Annotated in this window: 24 protein-coding genes; 11 read left to right on the top strand and 13 right to left on the bottom strand. The window is 62.7% G+C overall.

Annotation, left to right across the window (positions count from 1 at the left end; genetic code table 11):
* Positions 1 to 20 precede the first annotated feature (20 nt).
* The 6 genes from acpS to folK all read right to left on the bottom strand — a co-directional run bounded on the left by acpS (position 21) and on the right by folK (position 5,055).
* Entirely contained in the window at positions 21 to 422 is a 402-nt protein-coding gene (gene acpS, locus H147_RS0117175) for a holo-ACP synthase (RefSeq protein WP_019956633.1), read from the bottom strand.
* Entirely contained in the window at positions 419 to 1,165 is a 747-nt protein-coding gene (locus H147_RS0117170; RefSeq protein WP_019956632.1) for a pyridoxine 5'-phosphate synthase, read from the bottom strand. The genes acpS and H147_RS0117170 overlap by 4 nt, the downstream gene beginning before the upstream one ends.
* A gap of 26 nt (positions 1,166 to 1,191) precedes the next feature.
* Entirely contained in the window at positions 1,192 to 1,839 is a 648-nt protein-coding gene (locus H147_RS0117165; RefSeq protein ID WP_019956631.1) for a DUF2062 domain-containing protein, read from the bottom strand.
* A gap of 23 nt (positions 1,840 to 1,862) precedes the next feature.
* Positions 1,863 to 3,995, bottom strand: a complete 2,133-nt coding sequence (locus tag H147_RS0117160) for a RelA/SpoT family protein (protein ID WP_019956630.1) — start codon at positions 3,993 to 3,995, stop codon at positions 1,863 to 1,865.
* A 40-nt stretch (positions 3,996 to 4,035) separates the two neighbouring features.
* The gene (gene rpoZ / locus H147_RS0117155) at positions 4,036 to 4,389 is read right to left on the bottom strand and encodes a DNA-directed RNA polymerase subunit omega (RefSeq protein ID WP_019956629.1); all 354 of its coding nucleotides are present in this window, start codon (positions 4,387 to 4,389) and stop codon (positions 4,036 to 4,038) included.
* 93 nt (positions 4,390 to 4,482) lie between these two features.
* Positions 4,483 to 5,055 carry a 2-amino-4-hydroxy-6-hydroxymethyldihydropteridine diphosphokinase gene (folK, locus tag H147_RS0117150; protein WP_245541173.1) on the bottom strand — a complete coding sequence of 191 codons (573 nt, stop codon included), beginning with the start codon at positions 5,053 to 5,055 and terminating at the stop codon, positions 4,483 to 4,485.
* Positions 5,056 to 5,180: 125 nt separating this feature from the next.
* Between folK and H147_RS0117145 the strand changes: the two genes are divergently transcribed.
* Entirely contained in the window at positions 5,181 to 5,753 is a 573-nt protein-coding gene (locus H147_RS0117145) for a LabA-like NYN domain-containing protein (RefSeq protein WP_019956627.1), read from the top strand.
* On the opposite strand, the gene H147_RS0117140 is transcribed toward H147_RS0117145, so the two are convergent.
* On the bottom strand, positions 5,750 to 6,367 hold the full coding sequence (locus tag H147_RS0117140; protein WP_019956626.1) for a TetR/AcrR family transcriptional regulator: 618 nt from the start codon (positions 6,365 to 6,367) through the stop codon (positions 5,750 to 5,752). The genes H147_RS0117145 and H147_RS0117140 overlap by 4 nt on opposite strands.
* A gap of 70 nt (positions 6,368 to 6,437) precedes the next feature.
* Between H147_RS0117140 and H147_RS0117135 the strand changes: the two genes are divergently transcribed.
* The 6 genes from H147_RS0117135 to H147_RS0117110 all read left to right on the top strand — a co-directional run bounded on the left by H147_RS0117135 (position 6,438) and on the right by H147_RS0117110 (position 10,922).
* Positions 6,438 to 7,772, top strand: coding sequence for an MATE family efflux transporter (locus H147_RS0117135; protein ID WP_019956625.1), 1,335 nt, complete (start codon positions 6,438 to 6,440; stop codon positions 7,770 to 7,772).
* Positions 7,773 to 7,839: 67 nt separating this feature from the next.
* Positions 7,840 to 8,790, top strand: coding sequence for a 4-hydroxy-3-methylbut-2-enyl diphosphate reductase (gene ispH, locus H147_RS0117130; protein WP_019956624.1), 951 nt, complete (start codon positions 7,840 to 7,842; stop codon positions 8,788 to 8,790).
* Positions 8,790 to 9,404 carry a LysE family translocator gene (locus H147_RS0117125; RefSeq protein ID WP_019956623.1) on the top strand — a complete coding sequence of 205 codons (615 nt, stop codon included), beginning with the start codon at positions 8,790 to 8,792 and terminating at the stop codon, positions 9,402 to 9,404. The genes ispH and H147_RS0117125 overlap by 1 nt, the downstream gene beginning before the upstream one ends.
* A complete protein-coding gene (locus tag H147_RS0117120; protein ID WP_019956622.1) occupies positions 9,401 to 9,850 on the top strand; it encodes a DUF3429 domain-containing protein in 450 nt (149 codons plus the stop codon). The genes H147_RS0117125 and H147_RS0117120 overlap by 4 nt, the downstream gene beginning before the upstream one ends.
* Entirely contained in the window at positions 9,850 to 10,302 is a 453-nt protein-coding gene (rnhA, locus tag H147_RS0117115; RefSeq protein WP_019956621.1) for a ribonuclease HI, read from the top strand. Before H147_RS0117120 ends, rnhA begins: the two co-directional genes overlap by 1 nt.
* Complete coding sequence (locus H147_RS0117110; RefSeq protein ID WP_019956620.1) at positions 10,299 to 10,922, top strand: trimeric intracellular cation channel family protein; 624 nt, start codon at positions 10,299 to 10,301, stop codon at positions 10,920 to 10,922. Before rnhA ends, H147_RS0117110 begins: the two co-directional genes overlap by 4 nt.
* Positions 10,923 to 10,967: 45 nt before the next feature.
* Here the strand turns inward: H147_RS0117110 and H147_RS0117105 are convergent, their stop codons facing one another.
* Together H147_RS0117105 and H147_RS0117100 are read right to left on the bottom strand one after the other, a co-directional pair.
* Positions 10,968 to 11,942 carry an NAD(P)H-quinone oxidoreductase gene (locus H147_RS0117105; RefSeq protein WP_019956619.1) on the bottom strand — a complete coding sequence of 325 codons (975 nt, stop codon included), beginning with the start codon at positions 11,940 to 11,942 and terminating at the stop codon, positions 10,968 to 10,970.
* Positions 11,939 to 12,637, bottom strand: coding sequence for a COQ9 family protein (locus H147_RS0117100; protein WP_019956618.1), 699 nt, complete (start codon positions 12,635 to 12,637; stop codon positions 11,939 to 11,941). Before H147_RS0117100 ends, H147_RS0117105 begins: the two co-directional genes overlap by 4 nt.
* Positions 12,638 to 12,744: 107 nt before the next feature.
* Here H147_RS0117100 and rpsU point away from each other — a divergent pair, with 107 nt between their 5' ends.
* Entirely contained in the window at positions 12,745 to 12,951 is a 207-nt protein-coding gene (gene rpsU / locus H147_RS0117095; protein WP_007206547.1) for a 30S ribosomal protein S21, read from the top strand.
* Between the two features lie 76 nt (positions 12,952 to 13,027).
* Here rpsU and H147_RS0117090 read toward each other — a convergent pair whose 3' ends face one another.
* The 4 genes from H147_RS0117090 to H147_RS0117075 all read right to left on the bottom strand — a co-directional run bounded on the left by H147_RS0117090 (position 13,028) and on the right by H147_RS0117075 (position 19,231).
* Positions 13,028 to 13,483: a hypothetical protein gene (locus tag H147_RS0117090; protein ID WP_019956617.1), complete on the bottom strand. Its 456-nt coding sequence runs from the start codon at positions 13,481 to 13,483 to the stop codon at positions 13,028 to 13,030.
* Positions 13,484 to 13,622: 139 nt separating this feature from the next.
* Entirely contained in the window at positions 13,623 to 16,547 is a 2,925-nt protein-coding gene (locus H147_RS0117085; RefSeq protein ID WP_019956616.1) for a DNA translocase FtsK, read from the bottom strand.
* Between the two features lie 10 nt (positions 16,548 to 16,557).
* Positions 16,558 to 17,736 (bottom strand): aminotransferase class I/II-fold pyridoxal phosphate-dependent enzyme, encoded by a 1,179-nt coding sequence (locus H147_RS0117080; protein WP_019956615.1) that lies wholly within the window; start codon positions 17,734 to 17,736, stop codon positions 16,558 to 16,560.
* Positions 17,737 to 17,902: 166 nt separating this feature from the next.
* The gene (locus H147_RS0117075; protein WP_019956614.1) at positions 17,903 to 19,231 is read right to left on the bottom strand and encodes an amidase; all 1,329 of its coding nucleotides are present in this window, start codon (positions 19,229 to 19,231) and stop codon (positions 17,903 to 17,905) included.
* A 44-nt stretch (positions 19,232 to 19,275) separates the two neighbouring features.
* On the opposite strand from H147_RS0117075, the gene H147_RS0117070 reads away from it, so the two are divergent.
* The 3 genes from H147_RS0117070 to H147_RS21425 form a co-directional block, all read left to right on the top strand.
* On the top strand, positions 19,276 to 20,523 hold the full coding sequence (locus tag H147_RS0117070; protein WP_019956613.1) for a UbiH/UbiF/VisC/COQ6 family ubiquinone biosynthesis hydroxylase: 1,248 nt from the start codon (positions 19,276 to 19,278) through the stop codon (positions 20,521 to 20,523).
* Positions 20,520 to 20,792: a putative quinol monooxygenase gene (locus H147_RS0117065; RefSeq protein WP_019956612.1), complete on the top strand. Its 273-nt coding sequence runs from the start codon at positions 20,520 to 20,522 to the stop codon at positions 20,790 to 20,792. Before H147_RS0117070 ends, H147_RS0117065 begins: the two co-directional genes overlap by 4 nt.
* A 438-nt stretch (positions 20,793 to 21,230) precedes the next feature.
* On the top strand, positions 21,231 to 21,433 hold a 203-nt coding region (locus tag H147_RS21425; protein WP_019956610.1), incomplete at its 3' end, for a transposase.

The raw sequence follows: 21,433 nt of genomic DNA, 5'->3' as shown, positions 1-21,433 counted from the left end.
GATCGCGCAAAGGGGTGGAGTCAAGCGATGGGCCGCGCCTCGATCACGACAAAGGCCTGTGCCCAAGGGTGATCGTCGGTCAACGTGACGTGGATGATGGCCTCATGCCCCGGTGGCGTCATCTGGTCCAGCCGTTCGCGCGCCCAGCCGGTCACGGCCATGACGGGCTGGCCGCTATGCAGGTTCGACACCGCCATGTCTTTCCAAGAAATCCCCATGCGCAGGCCGGTGCCCAGCGCCTTGGAACAGGCCTCTTTCGCGGCCCAGCGTTTGGCATAGGTGCCGGGCGTGTCGTGGCGGCGTTCGGCCTTGGCTTGTTCGGTGGGGGTAAAGACACGGTTGCGGAACCGGTCGCCAAAGCGGTCGAGCGTGCCCGCGATCCGGTCGATATTCGCAAGATCGGTGCCGATGCCCAGGATCATGCGCGCGCGGCGTCCATCAGGCGGCGCATTTCGGCAATCGCGGGACCAAGCCCGCGAAAGATGGATTCGCCGATCAGGAAATGCCCGATGTTCAATTCGGCGATCTGCGGCAAGGCGGCGATGGGCGTGACGCAATCATAAGTCAGCCCGTGGCCCACATGCACCTCCAGCCCCAGGTCGGTGGCAAAGGCGGTCATGTCGGTGATCTTGCGCAATTCGTCGTCGCGCATCTGCCAGTCACCTTCCGCCCAAGCATCGGCATAGGCGCCGGAATGCAGTTCAATGACCGGCGCGCCGATGCGGTGGGCGGCCCTGATCTGGGTCTCGTCCGCGGCGATGAACAGCGACACGCGGGATCCGGCGTCGCGCAAGGGCGCGATATAGGCGGCCAGTGCATTGTCATTTCCCGCCACATCCAGCCCGCCCTCGGTCGTGCGTTCCTCGCGCTTTTCGGGGACAAGACAAACGGCATGGGGTCTGTGCCGCAGGGCAATCACCTGCATTTCCGCCGTCGCGGCCATCTCGAAGTTCAGCGGGATCCGCAGCGCCGCCATCAGGCGTTCGATATCGGTGTCGATGATATGGCGGCGGTCTTCGCGCAGGTGAGCGGTAATACCGTCGGCCCCGGCATCCTGCGCCATCAAGGCCGCGCGGACCGGATCGGGCACGGCCCCGCCGCGCGCGTTGCGCACGGTCGCCACATGGTCGATGTTCACGCCAAGCCGGAGGTTCGTCTGTGTCATTCTGGTTCCCTTTCAGGCGGTGGCGGTCATTTCTTCAACTGGTCCAGCTTGGTCTGCAAGGCCTTGCGACGCCGCTTTTGATAGACCGCAATGATCGGGACGAACAGATAATAGCTGAGCAAGGCACACAAAAGTCCGGGCGCGATCCCGCCGATCAGGTAGGGCACGAACACCTCATGGTAAAAGGCGATCAGGCCGGTCCAGTCGGCAGTTTCCACCGTGAACATGGCGACGAAGTTGTGGACGATATCGGCGAAAGCGTTGCTGAACTGGCAGCCAAGCGTGCAGTAATCTTCGGTCACGCTGTAATCCAGACCGAACAACGCGGCGTTGAACGGTCGCCCCAGCAGCCAATAGCCTGTCCCCAAGGACGCGATCGCGATCGGGATATAGGTCAGCGGGTTCCCCGCAAATGTCCCCAGCAGCGCCGCAAGGATATTTCCGCGCGTGATCCGCGCGAGCACGATAGCGATCACGAAATGCAGCCCGTAAAATGGCGTGAAGGCCGCAAAGACACCCGCCGCGATCCCACGAGAGATTTTCTCTGGCGTGTCGGGCAGCCGCCGCAGCCGGTGTTTCACATAGCCAAAGGCCCGCGCCCAGCCGCCGCGCGGGTAGACGAAGTCCAGCACGATCTTCCAGATCGGCCGCCTATCCCTGCGCTTGAACACCAAACCACGACTTCCCTTCTGGCCCGTCAGCCACGCGTTGTCCCCGCAAGGCCTGGATCACGATGCCGCACGATGGACGACACGTTGCTTTCAGCCTCCAGCGCCGTCATCACCCGGTGCAGATGTTCGGCATCCCGCAGATCGACATCGATCAGCAGGCGGAAATAATCGGGCTTGCGGTCGATGAACTTGAGGTCAGAGATATTGGCGTTCTGTTCGCCGATCAATGTGCAAATGCGCCCCAGCACGCCCGTGTCGTTTGCAATCGTGGCATCAAAGGTCACGGTATTGACGGCGGCATGCGTGCCTTCCTGCCAATGAAGGTCGATCCAGCGTTCGGGCTGTTCTTCGTAATCGACAAGCGCCGCACAATCGATGGCATGGATCGTGACCCCCTGCCCGCGAAACGTGATCCCAAGAATGCGTTCGCCCGGCACCGGCTGACAGCAGGCGCCGCGTTTGTAGACCTGATCGGGACTTAACCCGACCACCGCGCGGCCCTGATCAACCTCATCACCATTGGTCAGGGCCAATTCGGGATAGATCGCGCGCACGACCTCGCTGCCGGTCACCTCGGCGCTGCCCAGTCGGGCCAGCAATTCTTCGACGCTGTCGATGGCAAGCGCCTTGGCGGCGGTGCGCAGCGCCTTTTCGGTTGATTTCTTGCGCACGTTTTCAAAGGCCACGCGCGCCAGTTCGCGGCCCAACCGGACATAGCGTTCGCGGTCTTCTTCGCGCAAGGATCGCCGGATCGCAGTTTTCGCGCGGCCGGTCACAGCAATGTCGATCCATGTCGCCTGCGGGGTCTGGCCTTCGGCGGTGATGATCTCGACCGATTGGCCATTCTTGAGCCGAGTCCACAGCGGCACGCGCAGCCCGTCCACCTTGGCCCCCACGCAGGCCGACCCGATCCGCGTATGGATCGCATAGGCGAAATCGATCGGCGTCGCCCCGCGCGGCAGTTTGATCACCTCGCCCTTGGGGGTGAAGCAGAATACCTGATCCTGATACATCTCGAGCTTGACGGCCTCGAGGAATTCTTCGTGGTTCTGGTCGTCGTCCAGCCGGTCGGTCAGCGATGCGATCCAGCGCACGGGGTCCACGGCAAAGCGGTTTTCGACGCGTTCACCGTTCTTGTAGGACCAATGCGCCGCCACGCCGGTTTCGGCCACCTCGTGCATTTCGCGGGTGCGGATCTGCACCTCGACCCGTTTGCCGTCGCGGCCTGATACGGTGGTATGGATCGACCGATAGCCGTTGGATTTCGGCTGGCTGATGTAATCCTTGAACCGCCCCGGCACGGCGCGCCAGCGCTGGTGGATCGTGCCCAGCACGCGGTAACAATCGCCTTCGGTCGCGACGATGATGCGGAACCCATAGATGTCGGACAGGCGGCTGAACCCCTGATCCTTTTCCTGCATCTTGCGCCAGATGGAATAGGGTTTCTTGGCGCGGCCCGCGACATCGGCAAGGATATTGGCCTTTTCCAGTTCGACCCGCATATCGGCGGTGATCTTTTGCACCACATCGCCGGTTTCACGTTGCAGCGTGATGAAACGGCGGATGATTGAATTGCGCGCCTCGGGGTTCAGGACGCGAAAGGACAGATCCTCCAACTCCTCGCGCATCCACTGCATCCCCATGCGACCGGCAAGAGGGGCGAAAATCTCCATCGTCTCGCGGGCTTTTTGCGCCTGCTTTTCGGGGCGCATGGATTTGATCGTGCGCATGTTGTGCAAACGGTCGGCCAGTTTCACCAGCGTGACGCGCAGGTCACGGCTGGTCGCCATAAAGAGCTTGCGGAAATTCTCCGCCTGCTTGGTCTGGGTCGAGGTCAGTTGCAGGTTCGTCAGCTTGGTCACACCATCGACCAGTTCGGCGATCTCGCGGCCGAATCGGGCCTCCACCATCGCGAATGACGCCTTGGTGTCCTCGATCGTGTCATGCAGCAGGGCGGTGATCAGCGTCGCATCATCCATTTGCTGCAAGGCAAGGATATGGGCGACGGCGACAGGATGGGTGAAATACGGCTCGCCGGAATGGCGGAATTGCCCTTCGTGCATGTCTGCACCAAAGGCGAAGGCATCGCGCAGCAAAGCTTGGTTTGTTTTCGGGTTATAGGCGCGAACCAGAGAGATCAGACTATCAGCATTCGTCATCTGGTTCCGCGCCTATCATTGGCAGGCTGAACAGCCCGCCCTAGCGCTGACCCTGCGCTTCCATCAGCGCGCGCAGCAGTTTTTCCTCGGACATGTCGTCCTCGACCGGACGATCGGCTTCGGCGCCCATCAGCAAGGACATGCTGTCCTCTTCAGGTTCGTCGATCTCGATCTGGGTCTGGTTGGCTTCGATCATGCGTTCGCGGAGATCATCGGCCTGCTGGGTTTCTTCGGCGATTTCACGCAGCGATACGACAGGGTTCTTGTCGTTGTCGCGCGACACGGTGATCGGCGAACCAGCGGCGATTTCACGGGCGCGGTGCGCGGCAAGCATGACAAGCTCGAAACGGTTTGGGACTTTATCAACGCAATCTTCGACGGTAACGCGGGCCATGACAGATCTCCGGACAGGAAGCTTCGGAAGCTGCACCCCTAGTGCGTTCAAAAGGGATTGACAAGGGCCAGTGGCCACGAGTTGCCCGTATTTTCAGCCTTTCGCGGATGAATCGGTCAGGCGGACAACGCCCGCGCGGTCAGCCTCGGGCAGCCGGTCCAGCATTTGCACCACGCTCAGCCCCAGCAGAGGATGGCGCCAGCCGGGGGCCACATCGGCAAGCGGGACCAGTACGAAACTGCGATCTTGCACGCGCGGATGGGGCAGGATCAACCGGTCTGGTGCGGTCGCAGCCTGCAGATCCTGCGGCAGGCCGCGCCAATGATCCTGTGTTGTGGCATCGGGCAGCACCTGATCCGCAACCGCGATCAGGTCCAGGTCAAGGTTGCGTTGCCCCCAGCGCACCGCGCGGCTGCGCCCGGCCTCTGCCTCTATTCCATGCAATGTTTCGAGGATGGCCACAGCGTCCATGCCGGTGACAAAGGCCATGGCCGCATTGACGAAATCCGGGCCGGACCCCGTGGGATAGGCCGGGGTCGCGTAGAATGGGCTGACGCTGACCGGACCCTGCGCAAGCGGGGCGATTCGGCTGACGGCCCACGCGATGTTTGCCGCAGCGTCACCCTGGAACGACCCGTCGTTGCTGCCAAGGGCAATAAGCGTCATCTGGCCGATCATACCGCAACGCGCCTCTTGTCACACGCGCACCACCCTATAATATCAGCGTTTACTTGATCAACCTTCCACTCACATCACATCGATGATCAAGGGAATTAGTCGAAAGGACTTTCATGTTTTATCGGGACGAGCGTCTTGCGCTCTTCATTGATGGATCAAACCTTTATGCTGCGGCCAGATCGCTTGGGTTTGACATCGATTACAAGCTCTTACGCCAGGAATTCATGCGGCGGGGCAAGCTGTTGCGCGCGTTCTACTATACCGCCCTGCTGGAAAACGACGAATATTCGCCGATCCGGCCACTGGTCGACTGGCTGCATTACAATGGCTATTCCATGGTGACCAAACCCGCCAAGGAATTCACCGACAGCATGGGGCGACGCAAGGTCAAGGGCAACATGGACATTGAACTGGCCGTGGATGCGATGGAACTTGCCCCGCGTCTGGACCACGCCGTGATCTTTTCCGGCGACGGCGATTTCCGTCCCCTGATCGAAGCCTTGCAGCGCAAGGGCGTGCGGGTGTCCGTCGTGTCCACGATCCGCAGCCAGCCGCCGATGATCGCGGATGAATTGCGCCGTCAGGCCGATAATTTCATCGAACTGGACGAATTGCGCGAAGTGATCGGCAGGCCCGCCCGCGAACCGCGGTCAGACATGGCCGACACCGACAGCACCAGCAGCTAGTCCCGCCGTTCCAAGCCGTCCAGCAGGACATCGGCAGCGGCAAGGGCGCGGTCAAGTGCCGCGTGCTGTGCTCCGGGTTGGTCGCCAGCCGCTGCCACCCAAAGGGCGGCATCCACCAGCGCACCGTTGATCATGCGCGCCAGCGCCTCGGGGTCGGTGGCGCGGATACGGCCCGACAGCATCAACGCCGCCAGCGAATCGCGGATTTCGACGATGGCGGAAATCTCGTCCAGATCACGCAGCTTCTGGCCCAGCACCGATGGCGCGTCACGCAGGCAGATCCGCTGGATTTCCGGGTCGAGCGCCTGTTCCAGCCAAAGCCTGCAACAGGCCCGAAACCCGACCCACGGATCGGCGTGCCGTTTCTCTTCCATGTCGAGACGGGCCGAGATTTCGGCGTCGATCTGATAGACGACAGCCTCCAGCAATCCTTCTTTGCCGCCGAAATGGTGATAGAGCGCGCCGCGCGTCACACCGGCATCAGCGCAGATCGTATCCATCGCGCTGGCCGCATAACCACTCGTCGCAAAGGCGCGGCGCGCAGCGGCCAGCAGCTGGGCCGTCGTCTGTTCGCTCATTTCGCCACGGCTGCGGCGCGGGGCAGGTTCGCCCATTGACATACACCTCGTATGTTTTTATCTCACTGACATACGAACCGTATGTTTTCCTGCGCGGACTTTCAACATGCCGATGATATCTCGCCCTGCCCTTGCATCCGTCAGGGCAGAAATAGGGCCGCTGATCCGACTCGCGCTGCCGATCGTGGCGGGGCTTGCGGCATCGACGTTGATTGGTGTGGTGGACACGGTGATGATCGCGCCCTTGGGCACCGTATCGCTGGCGGCAGCGTCGCTGACGACGGCGGCGATCATCATCTTTTATTCCGCGATCTATGGGTTCGTCTCTGCCGTGGGGATCGAGGCCGCGCATCGGCACGGCGGCGCGCAGGCGGATGCTGTTGCCGCCGCCTTGCGCGCGGGGCTGGTGCTGGCCGTTTTCGCGGGGCTGGTCGCAGCGACGGCGATGGCGCTGATCCTGTTCATCCTGCCGCTGATCGGCCAACCCGCCGAAGTGCTGGCGATCATCACGCCCTATTGGCTGGCGATGTCGGCACTGCTGGTGCCCGTCGCCCTGCTGATGGTGATCGCGCAGGTGCTGAACGCGATGGACCGGCCATGGACGGCAGCGGGTTTCGCTTTTCTGGCCGTCATCCTGAACATCCCGCTGAATTATGTGCTGATCTGGGGGATCGGCGACTGGCAAGGGCTGGGGCTGATCGGCGCGGGGCTGGCCAGCCTGATTGCCGAGACACTGGCACTTTTGGTCGCCATCGGCTGGCTTGCGCGGCAAGGGCTGTTCCGTGCCTCTGCCGACGGCGCCTTGCGCAAAAGACTGGCGCGCGGCGGGCTGCCTCTGGCGATCGGCTATACAGGCGAAGGGGCGGCCTTTGCGGTGGTTGGTCTGATGCTCGGGATCTTTGGCGCGACCGCTTTGGCTGCGAACCAGATCGTGCAGGCGGTGGGTGGCGTGCTTTACATGCTGCCTTTGGGCATGGCGGCGGCCGTGGCGATCCGCATCGGACAGGCGAGCGGGTCGGGTGATCCGGCACGGCTGCGCCCCATCGCGGTGGCTGCCATCGGCGTCGTGACCGTCTGGATGGTCACCGTAACGATTGCGCTGATCCTGCTCGGGGGCCGCATCGCCGCCGCACTCTCGACTGATATCGACGTTGTCTTCCTTGCCACGGCGATGTTCATCATCGTGGCGCTGATCCAGGTCGCGGACGGAGTGCAATCAACCGCCCTTGGCGCGCTGCGCGGGGCGATGGATTTCGACTGGCCGACGCGGTTCACGCTGGTCAGTTATTGGCTCTTCGCCTTGCCGCTGGCGGCGGTGCTGGGGTTTTGGGCAGGACTTGGGCCGCTTGGCGTCTGGACGGGTTACGGGATCGGGATCGGCTTTGTCGCCGTGATCCTGCCATGGCGGTTCTGGCGGCTGACCGCTGCGGCAAATCGCTGATTGCGAACGGCAAGGGCTGGACCCGCGCGGCGTCAGGCTTTACCTCTGGCACCAGCAGGAGAATGCGATGACCAAACCGCCCCTAACGCTTTATCTGGCAGCGCCCCGCGGCTTTTGCGCCGGCGTGGACCGCGCCATCAAGATCGTCGAAATGGCGATCCAGAAATGGGGCGCGCCGGTCTATGTGCGCCACGAGATCGTGCACAACAAATTCGTGGTCGACGCCCTGCGCGACCAAGGGGCCGTGTTCGTCGAGGAACTGGATGATTGCCCCGATGATCGCCCCGTGATCTTTTCCGCGCACGGCGTGCCCAAGGCCGTGCCAGCCGCAGCCGCCAAGCGCGAGATGATCTATGTCGACGCCACATGCCCGCTTGTCAGCAAGGTCCATATCGAAGCACAGCGCCACGCCGACAACGGCTTGCAGATGATCATGATCGGCCACGAAGGCCACCCCGAAACCATCGGCACGATGGGGCAACTCCCCGAGGGCGAGGTGTTGCTGGTCGAAGCCGTCGAAGACGTGGCGACAGTTCAGGTCCGCGACTCAGCGCGCCTTGCCTTCGTGACGCAGACCACCCTGTCGGTCGATGATACCGCCGATATCGTCGCGGCCTTGCAGGCCCGTTTCCCCGCGATCATCGGCCCGCATAAAGAAGACATCTGTTACGCCACCACCAACCGGCAGGAAGCGGTCAAGGCGATGGCCCCCAAATGCGACGCGATGCTGGTCGTCGGTGCGCCCAATTCGTCCAATTCCAGACGGCTGGTCGAGGTCGGCGCGCGTGCCGGATGCAGCTATTCCCAATTGGTCCAGCGGGCATCGGACATCGACTGGCGCGCGCTGGACGGTATCCGGTCGATGGGCATCACCGCAGGTGCATCCGCGCCGGAAGTCCTGATCAACGAGGTGATCGACGCCTTCCGCGCCCGCTATGACGTGACCGTGGAAATGGTGGAAACCGCCAAGGAGAACGTCGAGTTCAAGGTACCGCGCGTTCTGCGGGAACCGGCCTGATGATCAGCCTGCAATTTCTGGTGACGGCTTTCGTCGTCTGCATCGCTCCTGGCACCGGGGTGATCTATACGCTCGCACTTGGGCTGGGCCAGGGACGGCGCGCCGCGATTGCCGCTGCCGTCGGGTGCACTTTCGGGATCGTGCCGCATATCATGGCGGCGACCGTGGGGCTGGCTGCGTTGCTGCACACCAGTGCGCTGTTGTTCCAGATCGTGAAATTCGCAGGTGTGGCCTATCTGCTGTATCTTGCTTGGCAGGCATTGAAATTCGACGGGGCGCTGGCGATCAAGGCCGATGGCCAAAGGCAAAGCGCTGTCCTGATCGCGCGACGCGGGGCGTTGATCAACATCCTGAACCCCAAGCTGTCGATCTTCTTTCTGGCGTTGCTGCCGCCGTTCCTGTCAGGTGATCCCGCCACGGCGACCGCTGAAATGCTGCTGCTGGGGGCCGTGTTCATGGCGATGACCCTTGCGGTCTTTCTGGTCTACGGCATCTTCGCTGCCGCCGCGCGCGACAGGCTGCTGCAAAGCGCGGCCGTCATGCGCTGGCTGAACCGCAGTTTCGCCGCGATCTTTGCCGCCCTCGGGGCCAGACTGGCGTTCGAGAAAGCATGACAACCATCCCCCGTTCCGCCCTGTTGCTTGGCCTTGCCGGGCTGATCCCGTTTTTCTGGGGCGCGCTGACCGTGCTGCGCCCCGAGCTTGCCGAATGGGGCACGATGACCATCGGGCCACGTTTTGTCGGACCCCATGTGCAGCTCTTCTATGGCGCGGTGATCCTGTCGTTCATGTCGGGGGTTCTGTGGGGGTTCGCCACCAAGGCCACCGGCAGGGCCGCTACCGCCGGATATATCCTGTCCGTGATCCCCGCACTCTGGGCGTTTTTCATGACAGGCGGTGGGCCGACAGGGGCGGCGGTCAACCTGATCGTCGGCTTTCTTGGCTTGCTGATGCTGGATTGGCATTTCTGGCAGATGGGTCTTGCGCCGAAATGGTGGATGCGTCTGCGCGGGCTGCTGACGGCACTGGTCGTGCTGTCCTTCCTGCCGCTGGTGCTGTGATGCCCGAGCTTTACGCCTATACCGACGGGGCCTGTTCGGGCAATCCTGGCCCCGGCGGCTGGGGCGCGCTGCTGATCGCACGTGACGGCGATACCGTGGTCAAGGAGCGACCTCTGTCAGGTGGCGAGGCGCTGACGACCAACAACCGCATGGAACTGCTCGCCGCGATTTCGGCGCTTGAAACGCTGGGGCGGGCGACGGAAATCACCATCGTCACCGACAGCGCCTATGTCAAAGACGGCATCACCAGCTGGATTCACGGCTGGAAGAAACGCGGCTGGAAAACATCCGCAAACAAACCCGTCAAGAACGAGGACCTGTGGCGCAGGCTGGATGCCGCCACAGCCCAGCACAAGGTCCGCTGGGAATGGGTCAAAGGGCACGCAGGCCACCCCGAAAACGAACGCGCCGACGAACTCGCCCGCGCGGGCATGGCCCCGTTCAAGCCATGACGCTGCTGATGGTCCTTGATTACGCGGCGGTCTTTGTCTTTGCGCTGACAGGGGCGTTGGTCGCCAGCCGTGCGCAGCTTGATATCGTGGGCTTTGTGTTCATCGCCAGCCTGACGGCGGTGGGCGGCGGGACGATCCGCGATGTGATCCTGAACCGCGACACCGTGTTCTGGGTGGCCGACCCGACCTATATCGGCGTCGCGGCCATTGCGGCCTTTGGCGTGTTCTGGACAGCGCATTTGCTGGAAAGCCGCTATCGCACGATCCTGTGGCTGGATGCCTGCGCGCTGGCCTTTGCGGTGCCTGCAGGGGTGGCCGTGGCACTGGCGCTGGACCAACCATTCGGGATCGTCATCATCATGGGGATCATCACAGGCTGCATGGGCGGGCTGATGCGCGATGTCGTCTGCAACGAAGTGCCTTTGGTCCTGAAACAGGGCGAGCTTTACGTCACCTGCGCGCTGGCAGGCGGGGTGGCGGCGCTGCTCGCGCTGGCACTCGGCCTTGCGACACCGCTGGCCTTGCTGGTCTGCGCGGGCGTCACCTTCGCGCTGCGCGCCGGCAGTCTGGCCTTTGGCTGGAAACTGGCGGTCTACAAAGCCTATCCGCCACGGCAGTAACGGCCGGAGAGGCAGGTAAAACTTTTCGTCGAAAAATTTTGTGCCTCAGCCGACCTTCAACACGATCTTGCCGATATGCGCGCTGCTTTCCATCCGCGCATGGGCGGCGGTGGCATCGGCCAAGGCAAATTCCTGATCCATGACAGGGCGCACGCGGCCCGAAGCGATCAGCGGCCAGACATGCTGGCGCAAGTCCTGCGCGATCCGCGCTTTGGCAAGGTCCGATTGCGGGCGCAGCGTCGATCCGGTGATCGTCAGGCGACGGGTCATCAACTGTACAAGGTTTAATTCAACCTTTGGCCCTTGCAGAAATGCAATCTGGACCAGCCGCCCGTCATCTGCCAAAGCTGCGATATTGCGCTGGATATACGGGCCACCGACCATGTCGAGGATCAGGTCAGCACCGCCTATGTCTTTCATTTTCGCCACAAAATCGGTATCGCGATAGTTGAACGCGGCCTCTGCCCCCAAAGCCACGCAGGCCGCGCATTTATCGTCAGATCTGGCGGTGGTGAACACCCGCGCACCAAAGACATGCGCCAGTTGGATCGCGGTCGTGCCGATGCCGGAACTGCCGCCATGGACCAAAAACCGCTCGCCCGCCTGCAGACGACCGCGCATGAACACATTGGACCAGACGGTGAAGAACGTCTCGGGCAGGCAGGCCGCCTGCGCCAGCGTCAGGCCACCGGGTACCGGCAGGCAGTGCGCGGCGGGGGTCGCGACATAACCGGCATAGCCACCACCCGGCAGCAAGGCACAGACGCGGTCGCCGATCTTCCAATCGGTCACACCTGCGCCCAAGGCGACAATCTCGCCCGCGGCCTCCAACCCCGGCAGATCGCTGGCTCCGGCTGGCGGATTGTATAGCCCCGCACGCTGCAAGGCATCGGGGCGGTTCACACCCGCATAGGCGACCTTGATCACCACCTGATCATGGGCCGGTTGCGGCATGGGGCGTTCCGTCAGGGCCAGCACCTCTGGCCCGCCTGCCTGCGTGATCTCGACGGCCTGCATCATGTCGGGTCGCGCCAGACGCCCGGCAGGTCGGGGTCCACGTCACGGCGCGGGGCCTTGATCCCTGCCATCAACTTGCCAAAAGGGACCGTCAGCGGTTTCAGCAAGGCATTGTCGCGCATCTGCGCCTTGACCTTTTCGAATTGCATGACGTCGCCGATGCGCCGGTCGATGAACGCATCCGTCGCCTGCCCGCCTGTGCTGTCGTCGCCCAGCCAGTACAAGACGACCGACGCATAGACGCCCGACAGGGTCAGCCGCTTGGTGTACCAGTTCGCATCGTCCGACGTATCGCCAAGCGCCGTCCATATCTGGTCCGCCGTGCCCCAGATCAGCCGCGCGCCATCGGCTGCCATATGCGGCAGCGCGAAAAGCGCCGTGCCGCGGCGCACCGCTTCCTTGTCGGGGATCGCGCGGATGCGCAGGCGGATCGCATGGGCGACCTTGTCGCGAAACCGCATGCCCGTCAGGTCAGCCGCGTGCAGCGCAGCGACCATCGCCTGATCACCCTGTTCATGAAATGCGATGGCCAGATCAACCGCCCCGCGCGGACACAGCGTGCGGGCCAATGCGGGATCAACTCCACTGTCGGCGATGGCCGCGTCAAAGGCTGCGCGCGCCCAGCCATCGAACGCGACATGTGGCACAATGGCGTCCAGCAACTGGAGCTTGACGGGATCGGTGGGGGTCTGCGTCATCGTCTGGCCTCCTGTTCGTGGGCATACTGGACAAACTAGTCCATCTTTGCTAGACGGCCAACTCCTGCAATTTTGCAAATCCAACTTAGAGAGGTGGTGAAAACCACATGCAGGTAAGTGTTCGTGATAACAACGTCGATCAGGCGTTGCGTGCTCTGAAGAAAAAGCTTCAGCGTGAAGGCGTTTTTCGTGAAATGAAGCTCAAGCAGCATTTCGAGAAGCCGTCGATCCGCAAAGCCCGTGAAAAGGCCGAAGCAATCCGTCGTCAGCGCAAGCTGGCCCGGAAGAAACTGCAACGCGAAGGCATGCTGTAAAGCATCCCCGACGTTGAAACGATTGACCCCCGATTGCGCAAGCAGCGGGGGTTTTTTGTTGGCGCCTTCGTGGTTTTCAGTTGAAAAACTGGACGCCGCTGACCAGCAGAAACAGACCAAGGCCGACCATCGTCGCACCGAACAACCAGACATTCCAGAACACCGGATATCCGACCCATGGCGCGCGCGGATTGACGCAGACCTGCAGCCTGGTCATCTGGTCGGTTCCATAGATTGTGCGAAAGGACCGCGCATATTGCTGATTGCCCACCTTGTAAGTGTATCCGGCGCTCTGTTCGCCGTCCCAGGTCCCGCGATACGGGCCGACATGCGCCGGAACCCTCAGCCACCAGAAATATGCGATCACCCGTGGCAGCAAGACGCCGACACCGAGCAGAACAAAAACAACCGCCGCAAGATCATTCGGAGCAGACTGCGGAAGCAAGTCCGGCACGATCAGCGGCAACGCGACAAGAACCGCAAGCGCGTATGACAGATACTCCACCGCTTTCAGCCCATATTTCGCCAACATAAGGGAGTGTCCCGTTTTGACTTACGACAGCCCCATACGACATCTGTTGATGACGTGACGCAACGAAAATGCGATCGCCGCAAGCACCGGGGTCTGCCGCGCCGTGCGCCAAGGCATCTATCGGGTGGCCGACCAACGCCTAGTGCTGCTCGGGCACCAGAATCTCGCGTTTGCCGACGTGGTTGGCGGAACTGACCACGCCTTCCTCTTCCATCTGCTCGACCAGACGCGCAGCCTTGTTATAGCCGATCGCCAGTTTGCGCTGGATGTAGCTGGTCGAACATTTGCGGTCCTTGATGACGATGGCGACGGCCGTGTCATAGAGTGCGTTTTCCAGATCGGATCCGTCACCCAGACCCAGCACCAGATCAATGCTGCTTTCCTGATCGTCGGACGGGCCTTCGACCACACCGGACATATATTCGGGCGGACCGAAACCTTTCAGGTGGTTCACGATCTCTTCGACCTCTTCGTCGCTGACAAAGGGGCCGTGGACGCGCATGATCTTGGACCCGCCTGCCATATACAGCATGTCACCCATTCCGAGCAGCTGTTCGGCGCCCATTTCACCCAGGATCGTGCGGCTGTCGATCTTGCTGGTCACCTGAAACGAGATGCGGGTGGGAAAGTTCGCCTTGATCGTGCCGGTGATGACATCGACCGACGGGCGCTGTGTGGCCATGATCAGGTGGATACCGGACGCCCGCGCCATCTGTGCAAGGCGCTGGATGCAGGCCTCGATTTCCTTGCCCGCGACCATCATCAGATCGGCCATCTCGTCCACGATGACGACGATATAAGGCAGGACTTCGGGCTGGAATTCCTCGGTCTCGAAGATCGGATCGCCGGTTTCGTCGTCAAAACCTGTCTGCACGGTGCGGCTGAACATTTCGCCTTTGCTCAACGCCTCTTTCACGCGGCCGTTGAAACCGTCGATATTGCGCACGCCCATCTTGGACATCTTGCGATAGCGTTCTTCCATCTCGCCCACGACCCATTTGAGCGCGACAACCGCCTTTTTGGGGTCGGTGACAACGGGCGAAAGCAGGTGCGGAATCCCGTCATAGACGCTGAGTTCCAGCATCTTGGGGTCGATCATGATCATCCGGCATTCCTGCGGCGTCAGCTTGTACAGCAGCGACAGGATCATCGTGTTGATAGCGACCGATTTCCCCGACCCCGTGGTCCCTGCGATCAGCAGGTGGGGCATCTTGGCAAGGTTCGCGATGATCGGTTCGCCGCCGATATCCTTGCCCAAGGCCAGCGGCAGTTTCTGGTTGCCGTCGCCGAAATCGCGGTGCGACAGGATTTCGCGCAGGACCACCTTTTCGCGGTTCTCGTTGGGCAGTTCGATCCCGATCACCGACCGGCCCGGCACGGTGGACACGCGCGCCGACAGCGCCGACATCGACCGTGCGATATCGTCAGCCAGCCCGATGACACGGCTGGCCTTGAGGCCAGGCGCCGGTTCCAGCTCGTACATGGTCACGACAGGGCCGGGACGCACGGCGATAATGTCACCCTTGACGCCGTAGTCATCCAGCACGCTTTCCAGCATCCGTGCGTTCTCGCTCAGGGATTCGTCGCTCAGGTGGTGGCGCGTGATCTCGATCGGATTGGTCAGCAGTGACAGTGGCGGGCGTTCGTAATCGGCATAGGGATCATCGAATTTCAGCGCGGGCTGCGCCTCGGCCACGGCCTGACGTGACGGCTGGACAGGGCGTTTGGGAGGGTGCTGCACGACGGCGCGCGGTTCGACGACCGGCGGGGCGGGCGGGATATTGACCTGCGGGATCGGCATATGCGGGTTCGCCATGTCAAATCCAGAAACGGCCTCGTCGTCCTCGAACAAGACGTCGTCCTGATCAGGCTCTGGCGTGACCAGCGGCGGATAGGGCGCATAGACCAGCGGCTTCGGGCCGCGCCCTGCGGTCAGGGACGGCTCGATCCGCACGCCCGTCGGCGATGGCGGGGTCGCCCGGCTGCGGATGGCATCGGCGATGCGCGCGCTGACACGGGCGGTGTCGGGGGCTGCCTCGGTTGCGGTCAGGCGCGGTTCGCGCGTAACGAGTTCGGGTTCCGGCATCGGATCATTGCGGCGCAACAGGCCGGACAGGAAACCACCGCCACCGGGCGCAGTTTCCGGCCCCGCGGGCCGTGTGTGGGCGTTCAACGGCGGTGGAGCCGCAGGAATATGGCGCGTCGTTGTGACCGGCGGTTCATCGGCGTGCATCGTGGGCCGCGCGCGCAGCACGGCGGCGGCGCGCAGGCGGCTTTCGAAATCGGGTGCCACGACGGGCTGCGGGCGGCTGACGGGTTCATCGGCCAAATACGGATCGGCAAACATCTTGGGCTGCGCACGCCGGGCCTGCACGGCGGCACTGGCCGCTTGCGCGCCTTGCGCCGACAGGGCCGCACCCTTGCCGATCATGCGCATCAGGAAATCATAGATCAGCACGGTGCCCAGCATCACGAACCGCAATCCCTTGCGCAGTTCGGGACGTGTGAAGCCCAGCAAGAAAGTCAGCAACGCCACCATCAGGATCGCCGCCAGGAACGACAAGAGCTTGACCCCGAACACGGTGCCGAACGGCAGGACCGTCAGCAGCACACCCAGCACGGTATCGCCGAACAGGCCACCCATGCCGAAATTGGCAGGCCAGTCCTGCGACGGGGCCAGTGTCGCGGCATAGACCGACGCGACAACCACGCCAACGGGTGCGAACATCGCGCGCCCGATCACCCGTTCCTGCCCATAGTGGAACACGAACCGTGCGCCCGCCCCGATCAGCGTCGTGGCGATAATCCAAGACCCCAAGCCGATCACCATCATCAAGGGGGCGGCGATCGACGCACCGAAATGGCCCAGCCAGTTCTGCACCGGCGCGTCGGTTGCGGAAATCCAGCTTGGATCGTCCGGCGAATAGGTCCCGATCACGACAGCGAACAAGGCACCCGTCACGATCAGCGCAAGACCCACCAGCTCGCGGCTGCGTTTTTCCAACGCGGCCTGCGTGGTGCTGTCGAAAAGCGGGTCGCGCTGACGGGACTGGTAAGATGCCATCTGGTATCTCCTATGTGTACAAACAGTCGCGGATCAGTGTCAGACCGCGCTGCATTTCTTGTGTCGGGGCCACCAGGGCGACCCTGATATAGCCGTGGCCGGGATTCTCGCCCGCGACATCGCGGCTCAGATACGCCCCCGGCAGCACCCGCACGCCGGTTTGCTGCCAAAGCGTGACCGCCGCCGCCTCGCCATCCGCCACCGGCAGCCAAAGGAAAAACCCCGCCTGTGGCGACTGGTAGCCGGGCACATGGCCAAGGATATCGTCGGCAATTTCGTATTTGCGGTGATAGAGCGCGCGGTTTTCCACCACATGCCCTTCATCCGCCCAGACCGCCGCCGCGACCGATTGCAACGGGCCAGCCAAAGGTGCCCCTGCAAAAGCGCGCAACTGGCGCAACCGCGCGACGGATTTCGCACCACCCGCTGCAAACCCACAGCGCAGGCCGGGCAGGTTCGACCGTTTCGACAGGGATTGGAAAATCAGCACGCGGTCAGGATCGGCCCCCATAGCGGCCGCCACCGCCAACGCGCCAGGCGGCGGCGCATCGCGGTAAATCTCGGAATAGCATTCGTCGGCAAAGATCATGAAATCATGCTGTTCCGCCAGCCCGATCAGATCGCGCCAATACGCCTCGGACGCGACAGCGCCCTGCGGGTTGGCTGGCGAACAGATATAGGCAATCGCCGTGCGGTCCAGCGTGTCGGCAGGCAGGCTGGCAAAATCCGGCAGATGGCCGGTGGCGGATGTTGCGGCGACATAGACAGGCTCCGCCCCTACGGACATCGCAGCGACGCCGTAGACCGGATAGAACGGATTGGGCATCAGCACGACGGGCCGCTGGCCGTTCTTGGCCTCAGGACATAGCGCCATCGCGGCATTATAAAGCCCCTCGCGCGTGCCGTTCAGCGCGATGATGCGGTCGGTCGGCACATCCAGCCCGTAACGGCGCTGCAGGAACCCTGCCATCGCCGCCAGCAGATCGGTCTGGCCTTCGTTGCTGGGATAGCTGTTGAACCCGCCAAGATGCCGTTCCAGCAACGGCCCGACAAAGGCCGGAAAGGCATGGCGCGGCTCGCCGATCGTCATGTTGATGACGCCGGTGGCCTTGGTTGGCACGTCCAAGAGCGCACGCAGGCGTGGCCAAGTCGCAACCGGAAGGTCCGAAAACCGCGCGGGAAAATCCATAACTGCCTCAATTCGCGGGATCATTTCGCCCCGCTTTGACATCAAACTAACGTAGCAAAGGCGCTTGTGTCCAGAACTAGCCTTGCAGGAACCTGAATTTGTGGCTTTTCAGACGGCTTCTGCCCATCTTCCGAGCCCAAATATCCCCGCCGGAGGCCAGAATCTTTTATCCCAACACCCGTGCCGCCGCTGCCGCCACCCGCAGCAGGCGCCCTTCGGTCCCAGTCTGCCCGTTGAACATGATCCCGCAGGACGCGACACCCGTGGGCAGGGTGATCGAACAGACATCCAGCAGGTTCGCCACGCGTGTGTTGCGCAGGGCGAGCAGGTTTTCGGATTTGTAATAGGCGTCGTCGGTCAACAACCGTTCGGCATTAGGCGGCAGCAGCGGGGCGGTCGGCATGATCACCGCGTCGAACGCTGCGGTTTCGGCCGCATATTCCTGGCGGATCCGGCGCAGCATGTTCCAGCCCGCCACAAAATCGGGCCCCGATACGGTCTTGCCGCCGCGCACACGTTCCAGGATGTGGGGAAACATCTTTTCAGGATGCGCCTCGACCAGATCGCGCCACCAGCCATAGCTTTCGGCGGCATAAAGATTGCCCGCGACGTTGAACGCATCGAAAAGCTGCGAAAAATAGCGGTGTTCGATCTGTGCACCCGCCGCCTGCAATTTTGCCACGCTGGCCTCGAACGCCGCGCGGGGCGCGTCGCGCACATCCTCGGGGACGATGGTATCGAGCACCATCAGCCGTATGCCTGTCAGATCGGCGCCACCCAGATCAACGGGCTGCGACCCTTCCAGCACGGCCAGCAACAGCGCCGCATCCTCGACCGACCGACAAAGCGGGCCGACGGTATCAAAGGTCAGGCAGAGCGGCACGACGCCCTCCAGCGACAGCCGCCCGTGGCTGGTTTTCAGCCCCACAAGGTCGTTCCATGCCGCAGGGATCCGCACCGACCCGCCGGTATCCGTGCCGATCCCCGCAGCCGCAAGGCCGAACGCGACAGACGCCGCCGCCCCCGACGACGACCCGCCAGCTACAGCGCCCGCGTCATTCACACAAGGCGGCGTGGCGGTGATCGGGTTCAGGCCCAGCCCGGAAAAGGCGATCTCGGACATATGGGTCTTGCCAAGACAGACCAGTCCCGCCGAAGTGGCAGTTTCCAGCACGCGGGCATCACGTTCCGGCACACGGCCGGCCATCAGGGCGGTGCCTGCCTCGGTCGCGATACCCGCGCTATCGAACAGGTCTTTCCACGACACCGGCACACCGTCCAAAGGGCCACGCCGGAAACCCGATGCCGCGCGCGCGCTTGCCGCCTTCGCCTCGGCGCGCGCGCGGTCATGTGTGACGCGGGCATAGATCCGGTCGCGGTGTTCATGCGCGTCGATGGCCGCCAGATAAACCTCGGTCAGCGCCACGGGGTTAATGGCCCCCGCCGCAATCCCGCGCCCCAGATCCGCAGCCGTCATCCAGCGCCAGTCTTGCATGTGTCATACTCCTGTTTGGCGGGACCGTAGCGGCGCAAAGGCGCATGGACAATCCCGCGCAAGCGCCCATATTGCGGCTTATGAAAACAGATATCCTTATCGTGGGCGGCGGGCTGAACGGCCCGGCCTTGGCATTGGCGGCAGCACAGGCGGGGTTCACCGTGACGGTGATCGACAGCCAGACCCTGCCGGTCCACAAAGACCCCGCCTTTGACGGGCGCAGCTATGCGCTGGCGCTGACCTCTGCACGGCTGCTCCGCGGTATCGGCATCTGGCCCGCCATTGCCGCGCATGCCCAGCCGATGCTGGAAATCAAGGTCAACGACGGGCGCGCGGGCGAAGGCCCCAGCCCCTGGATGATGCATTTCGACCATGCCGAGATCGAGGAAGGCCCGATGGGATACCTCGTCGAGGACCGGCACCTGCGCCGCGCTTTCTTAGACGCAATGGCGAAGGACGACCGGATCACCCATCTGGCAGGGCAAACCGTGGTCGCGCAATCGGTCACAGCGGGCGGCGTGCAGGTCACGCTGGCCAGTGGCGAGGTGCTGGACGCGCAGCTGCTGGTCGGATCGGACGGGCGCAAATCCGGCACTGCCGAACGCGCGGGCATCAAGCGCACCGGCTGGGATTACGGGCAAACGGCCGTTGTCTGCGCCGTCGCACATGACAAACCGCATGGCGGGATCGCGCATCAATTCTTCATGCCCGACGGCCCGCTTGCGATCCTGCCGCTGACGGAAAACCGCAGTTCGGTCGTCTGGAGCGAAGGGCGCGCCCGCGCGCAGGAATTGGTCGCGATGGATGACGCGGCCTTTCTGGACGCGTTGAAACCCGCCTTTGGCAGCTTCCTTGGCAACATCCACCTGACCGGCGCGCGCTTCAGCTATCCGCTGAACCTTACACTGGCCAATAGCCTGATTGCCGACCGCGTGGCGCTGGTGGGCGACGCCGCCCATGGCATCCACCCGATTGCGGGCCAAGGGCTGAACGCCGGTCTGCGCGATGTGGCGACTTTGGCCGATGTGCTGTCAACCGCCCGCAGCAGGGGCGAGGATATCGGCAGCGCCCAGACCTTGCAGCGCTATCAGGAATGGCGGCGGTTCGACACGGCGACGCTGGCGCTGGCGACCGACACGTTCAACCGGCTGTTTTCCAACGACAACCCGCTGATCCGCGCCGCCCGCGATATCGGCATGGGACTGGTCAACAGCGCCCCCCGCCTGCGCCGCAGCTTCATGCGGCAGGCCGCAGGGCTGAACGGGGATTTGCCACGGCTGATGCAGGGATGATCCGGCTGACAGGCCGGCTGATCTGCGCCGATGCGCATGAGGCGGGTAACGTCACGACCCACCTGCCCGACCATATCCGCCTGTCACGGGCCGAGGCCGGCTGCCTCCACTTCGACATAACACCGGCCGCCGACCCGCTGATCTGGCAGGTGGACGAGACCTTCACCGATCAGGCGGCGTTCGATCTGCACCAGCAGCGCACCCGGGCGTCAGCGTGGTGGACGGCCACCGCTGCCATCAGGCGGGAGTTCAGGGTTTTGGGTGTTTGAGAGAGGCGGGCAAGTCGAAGATGTCTTTACGATTAACGTCAAGCCAACGCTCAATTGCGATGCAGTCGAATTGCGGCTTCCCGCGCCGTTCAAAAAGTTTGGTACGTCAAAGAGAAATCACAAAGTAATAGGGAATGAAGCACCGACATTCGTGTTGTTGTCTGGTGCCCTTTTCAAAGACTTGCTCTCAGTTAGAAAATTTCACACAGTTACTTGGAAATTACTCCTGCGAGACGATTATGAACGAGGTCCTCTTAGCGGTTGCGGCGCTCTCACTTTTTTCCTCGACAAGCATTGCGACCGCTCAGGACATTGCAAATGCAAGAGAGCTCCAGCGCAATGTCGAAATTGCAAGAACTGAGGTGGTCCCCGAAAACTGGACAATGACGTAAGCTCGGATTTGCTGTCTGCTGATCTTCACCACGAAGGAGATCGAAGATGTCGAAACGAAAGCAGCATGCCCCTGAGTTCAAAGCGAAGGTGGCGCTGGAAGCGCTGAAAGGCGAGGCGACCGTGTCGGAGTTGGCGAGCCGGTTCGGCGTGCATCCAACAATGATCAACCAATGGAAACGTGCGCTGCTGGATGGCGCATCGGGCGTTTTTGAGCGCGGCAGCCGCAAAGCGCCGTTGATCGATGAAGA

It is taken from the genome of Yoonia vestfoldensis DSM 16212 (genome assembly GCF_000382265.1).
GTDB lineage: Bacteria > Pseudomonadota > Alphaproteobacteria > Rhodobacterales > Rhodobacteraceae > Yoonia > Yoonia vestfoldensis.
Note: the sequence above shows the minus strand (reverse complement) of the source record. Positions and strands in the feature narration are given on the sequence as shown.

Excerpts from the sequence above, each read along its gene's own strand:
- H147_RS0117125 (WP_019956623.1), top strand. The coding sequence starts at position 8,790 with ATGATCAGCCTGCAATTTCTGGTGACGGCTTTCGTCGTCTGCATCGCT.
- H147_RS0117120 (WP_019956622.1), top strand. The coding sequence starts at position 9,401 with ATGACAACCATCCCCCGTTCCGCCCTGTTGCTTGGCCTTGCCGGGCTG.
- H147_RS0117160 (WP_019956630.1), bottom strand. The coding sequence starts at position 3,995 with ATGACGAATGCTGATAGTCTGATCTCTCTGGTTCGCGCCTATAACCCG.
- H147_RS0117170 (WP_019956632.1), bottom strand. The coding sequence starts at position 1,165 with ATGACACAGACGAACCTCCGGCTTGGCGTGAACATCGACCATGTGGCG.
- rpoZ (WP_019956629.1), bottom strand. The coding sequence starts at position 4,389 with ATGGCCCGCGTTACCGTCGAAGATTGCGTTGATAAAGTCCCAAACCGT.
- rnhA (WP_019956621.1), top strand. The coding sequence starts at position 9,850 with ATGCCCGAGCTTTACGCCTATACCGACGGGGCCTGTTCGGGCAATCCT.
- H147_RS0117075 (WP_019956614.1), bottom strand. The coding sequence starts at position 19,231 with ATGCAAGACTGGCGCTGGATGACGGCTGCGGATCTGGGGCGCGGGATT.
- folK (WP_245541173.1), bottom strand. The coding sequence starts at position 5,055 with ATGACGCTTATTGCCCTTGGCAGCAACGACGGGTCGTTCCAGGGTGAC.
- H147_RS0117140 (WP_019956626.1), bottom strand. The coding sequence starts at position 6,367 with ATGGGCGAACCTGCCCCGCGCCGCAGCCGTGGCGAAATGAGCGAACAG.
- H147_RS0117070 (WP_019956613.1), top strand. The coding sequence starts at position 19,276 with ATGGACAATCCCGCGCAAGCGCCCATATTGCGGCTTATGAAAACAGAT.
- H147_RS0117090 (WP_019956617.1), bottom strand. The coding sequence starts at position 13,483 with ATGTTGGCGAAATATGGGCTGAAAGCGGTGGAGTATCTGTCATACGCG.
- H147_RS0117100 (WP_019956618.1), bottom strand. The coding sequence starts at position 12,637 with ATGACGCAGACCCCCACCGATCCCGTCAAGCTCCAGTTGCTGGACGCC.
- H147_RS0117085 (WP_019956616.1), bottom strand. The coding sequence starts at position 16,547 with ATGGCATCTTACCAGTCCCGTCAGCGCGACCCGCTTTTCGACAGCACC.
- rpsU (WP_007206547.1), top strand. The coding sequence starts at position 12,745 with ATGCAGGTAAGTGTTCGTGATAACAACGTCGATCAGGCGTTGCGTGCT.
- H147_RS0117105 (WP_019956619.1), bottom strand. The coding sequence starts at position 11,942 with ATGATGCAGGCCGTCGAGATCACGCAGGCAGGCGGGCCAGAGGTGCTG.
- H147_RS0117080 (WP_019956615.1), bottom strand. The coding sequence starts at position 17,736 with ATGGATTTTCCCGCGCGGTTTTCGGACCTTCCGGTTGCGACTTGGCCA.
- ispH (WP_019956624.1), top strand. The coding sequence starts at position 7,840 with ATGACCAAACCGCCCCTAACGCTTTATCTGGCAGCGCCCCGCGGCTTT.
- acpS (WP_019956633.1), bottom strand. The coding sequence starts at position 422 with ATGATCCTGGGCATCGGCACCGATCTTGCGAATATCGACCGGATCGCG.
- H147_RS0117110 (WP_019956620.1), top strand. The coding sequence starts at position 10,299 with ATGACGCTGCTGATGGTCCTTGATTACGCGGCGGTCTTTGTCTTTGCG.
- H147_RS0117065 (WP_019956612.1), top strand. The coding sequence starts at position 20,520 with ATGATCCGGCTGACAGGCCGGCTGATCTGCGCCGATGCGCATGAGGCG.
- H147_RS0117145 (WP_019956627.1), top strand. The coding sequence starts at position 5,181 with ATGTTTTATCGGGACGAGCGTCTTGCGCTCTTCATTGATGGATCAAAC.
- H147_RS0117135 (WP_019956625.1), top strand. The coding sequence starts at position 6,438 with ATGCCGATGATATCTCGCCCTGCCCTTGCATCCGTCAGGGCAGAAATA.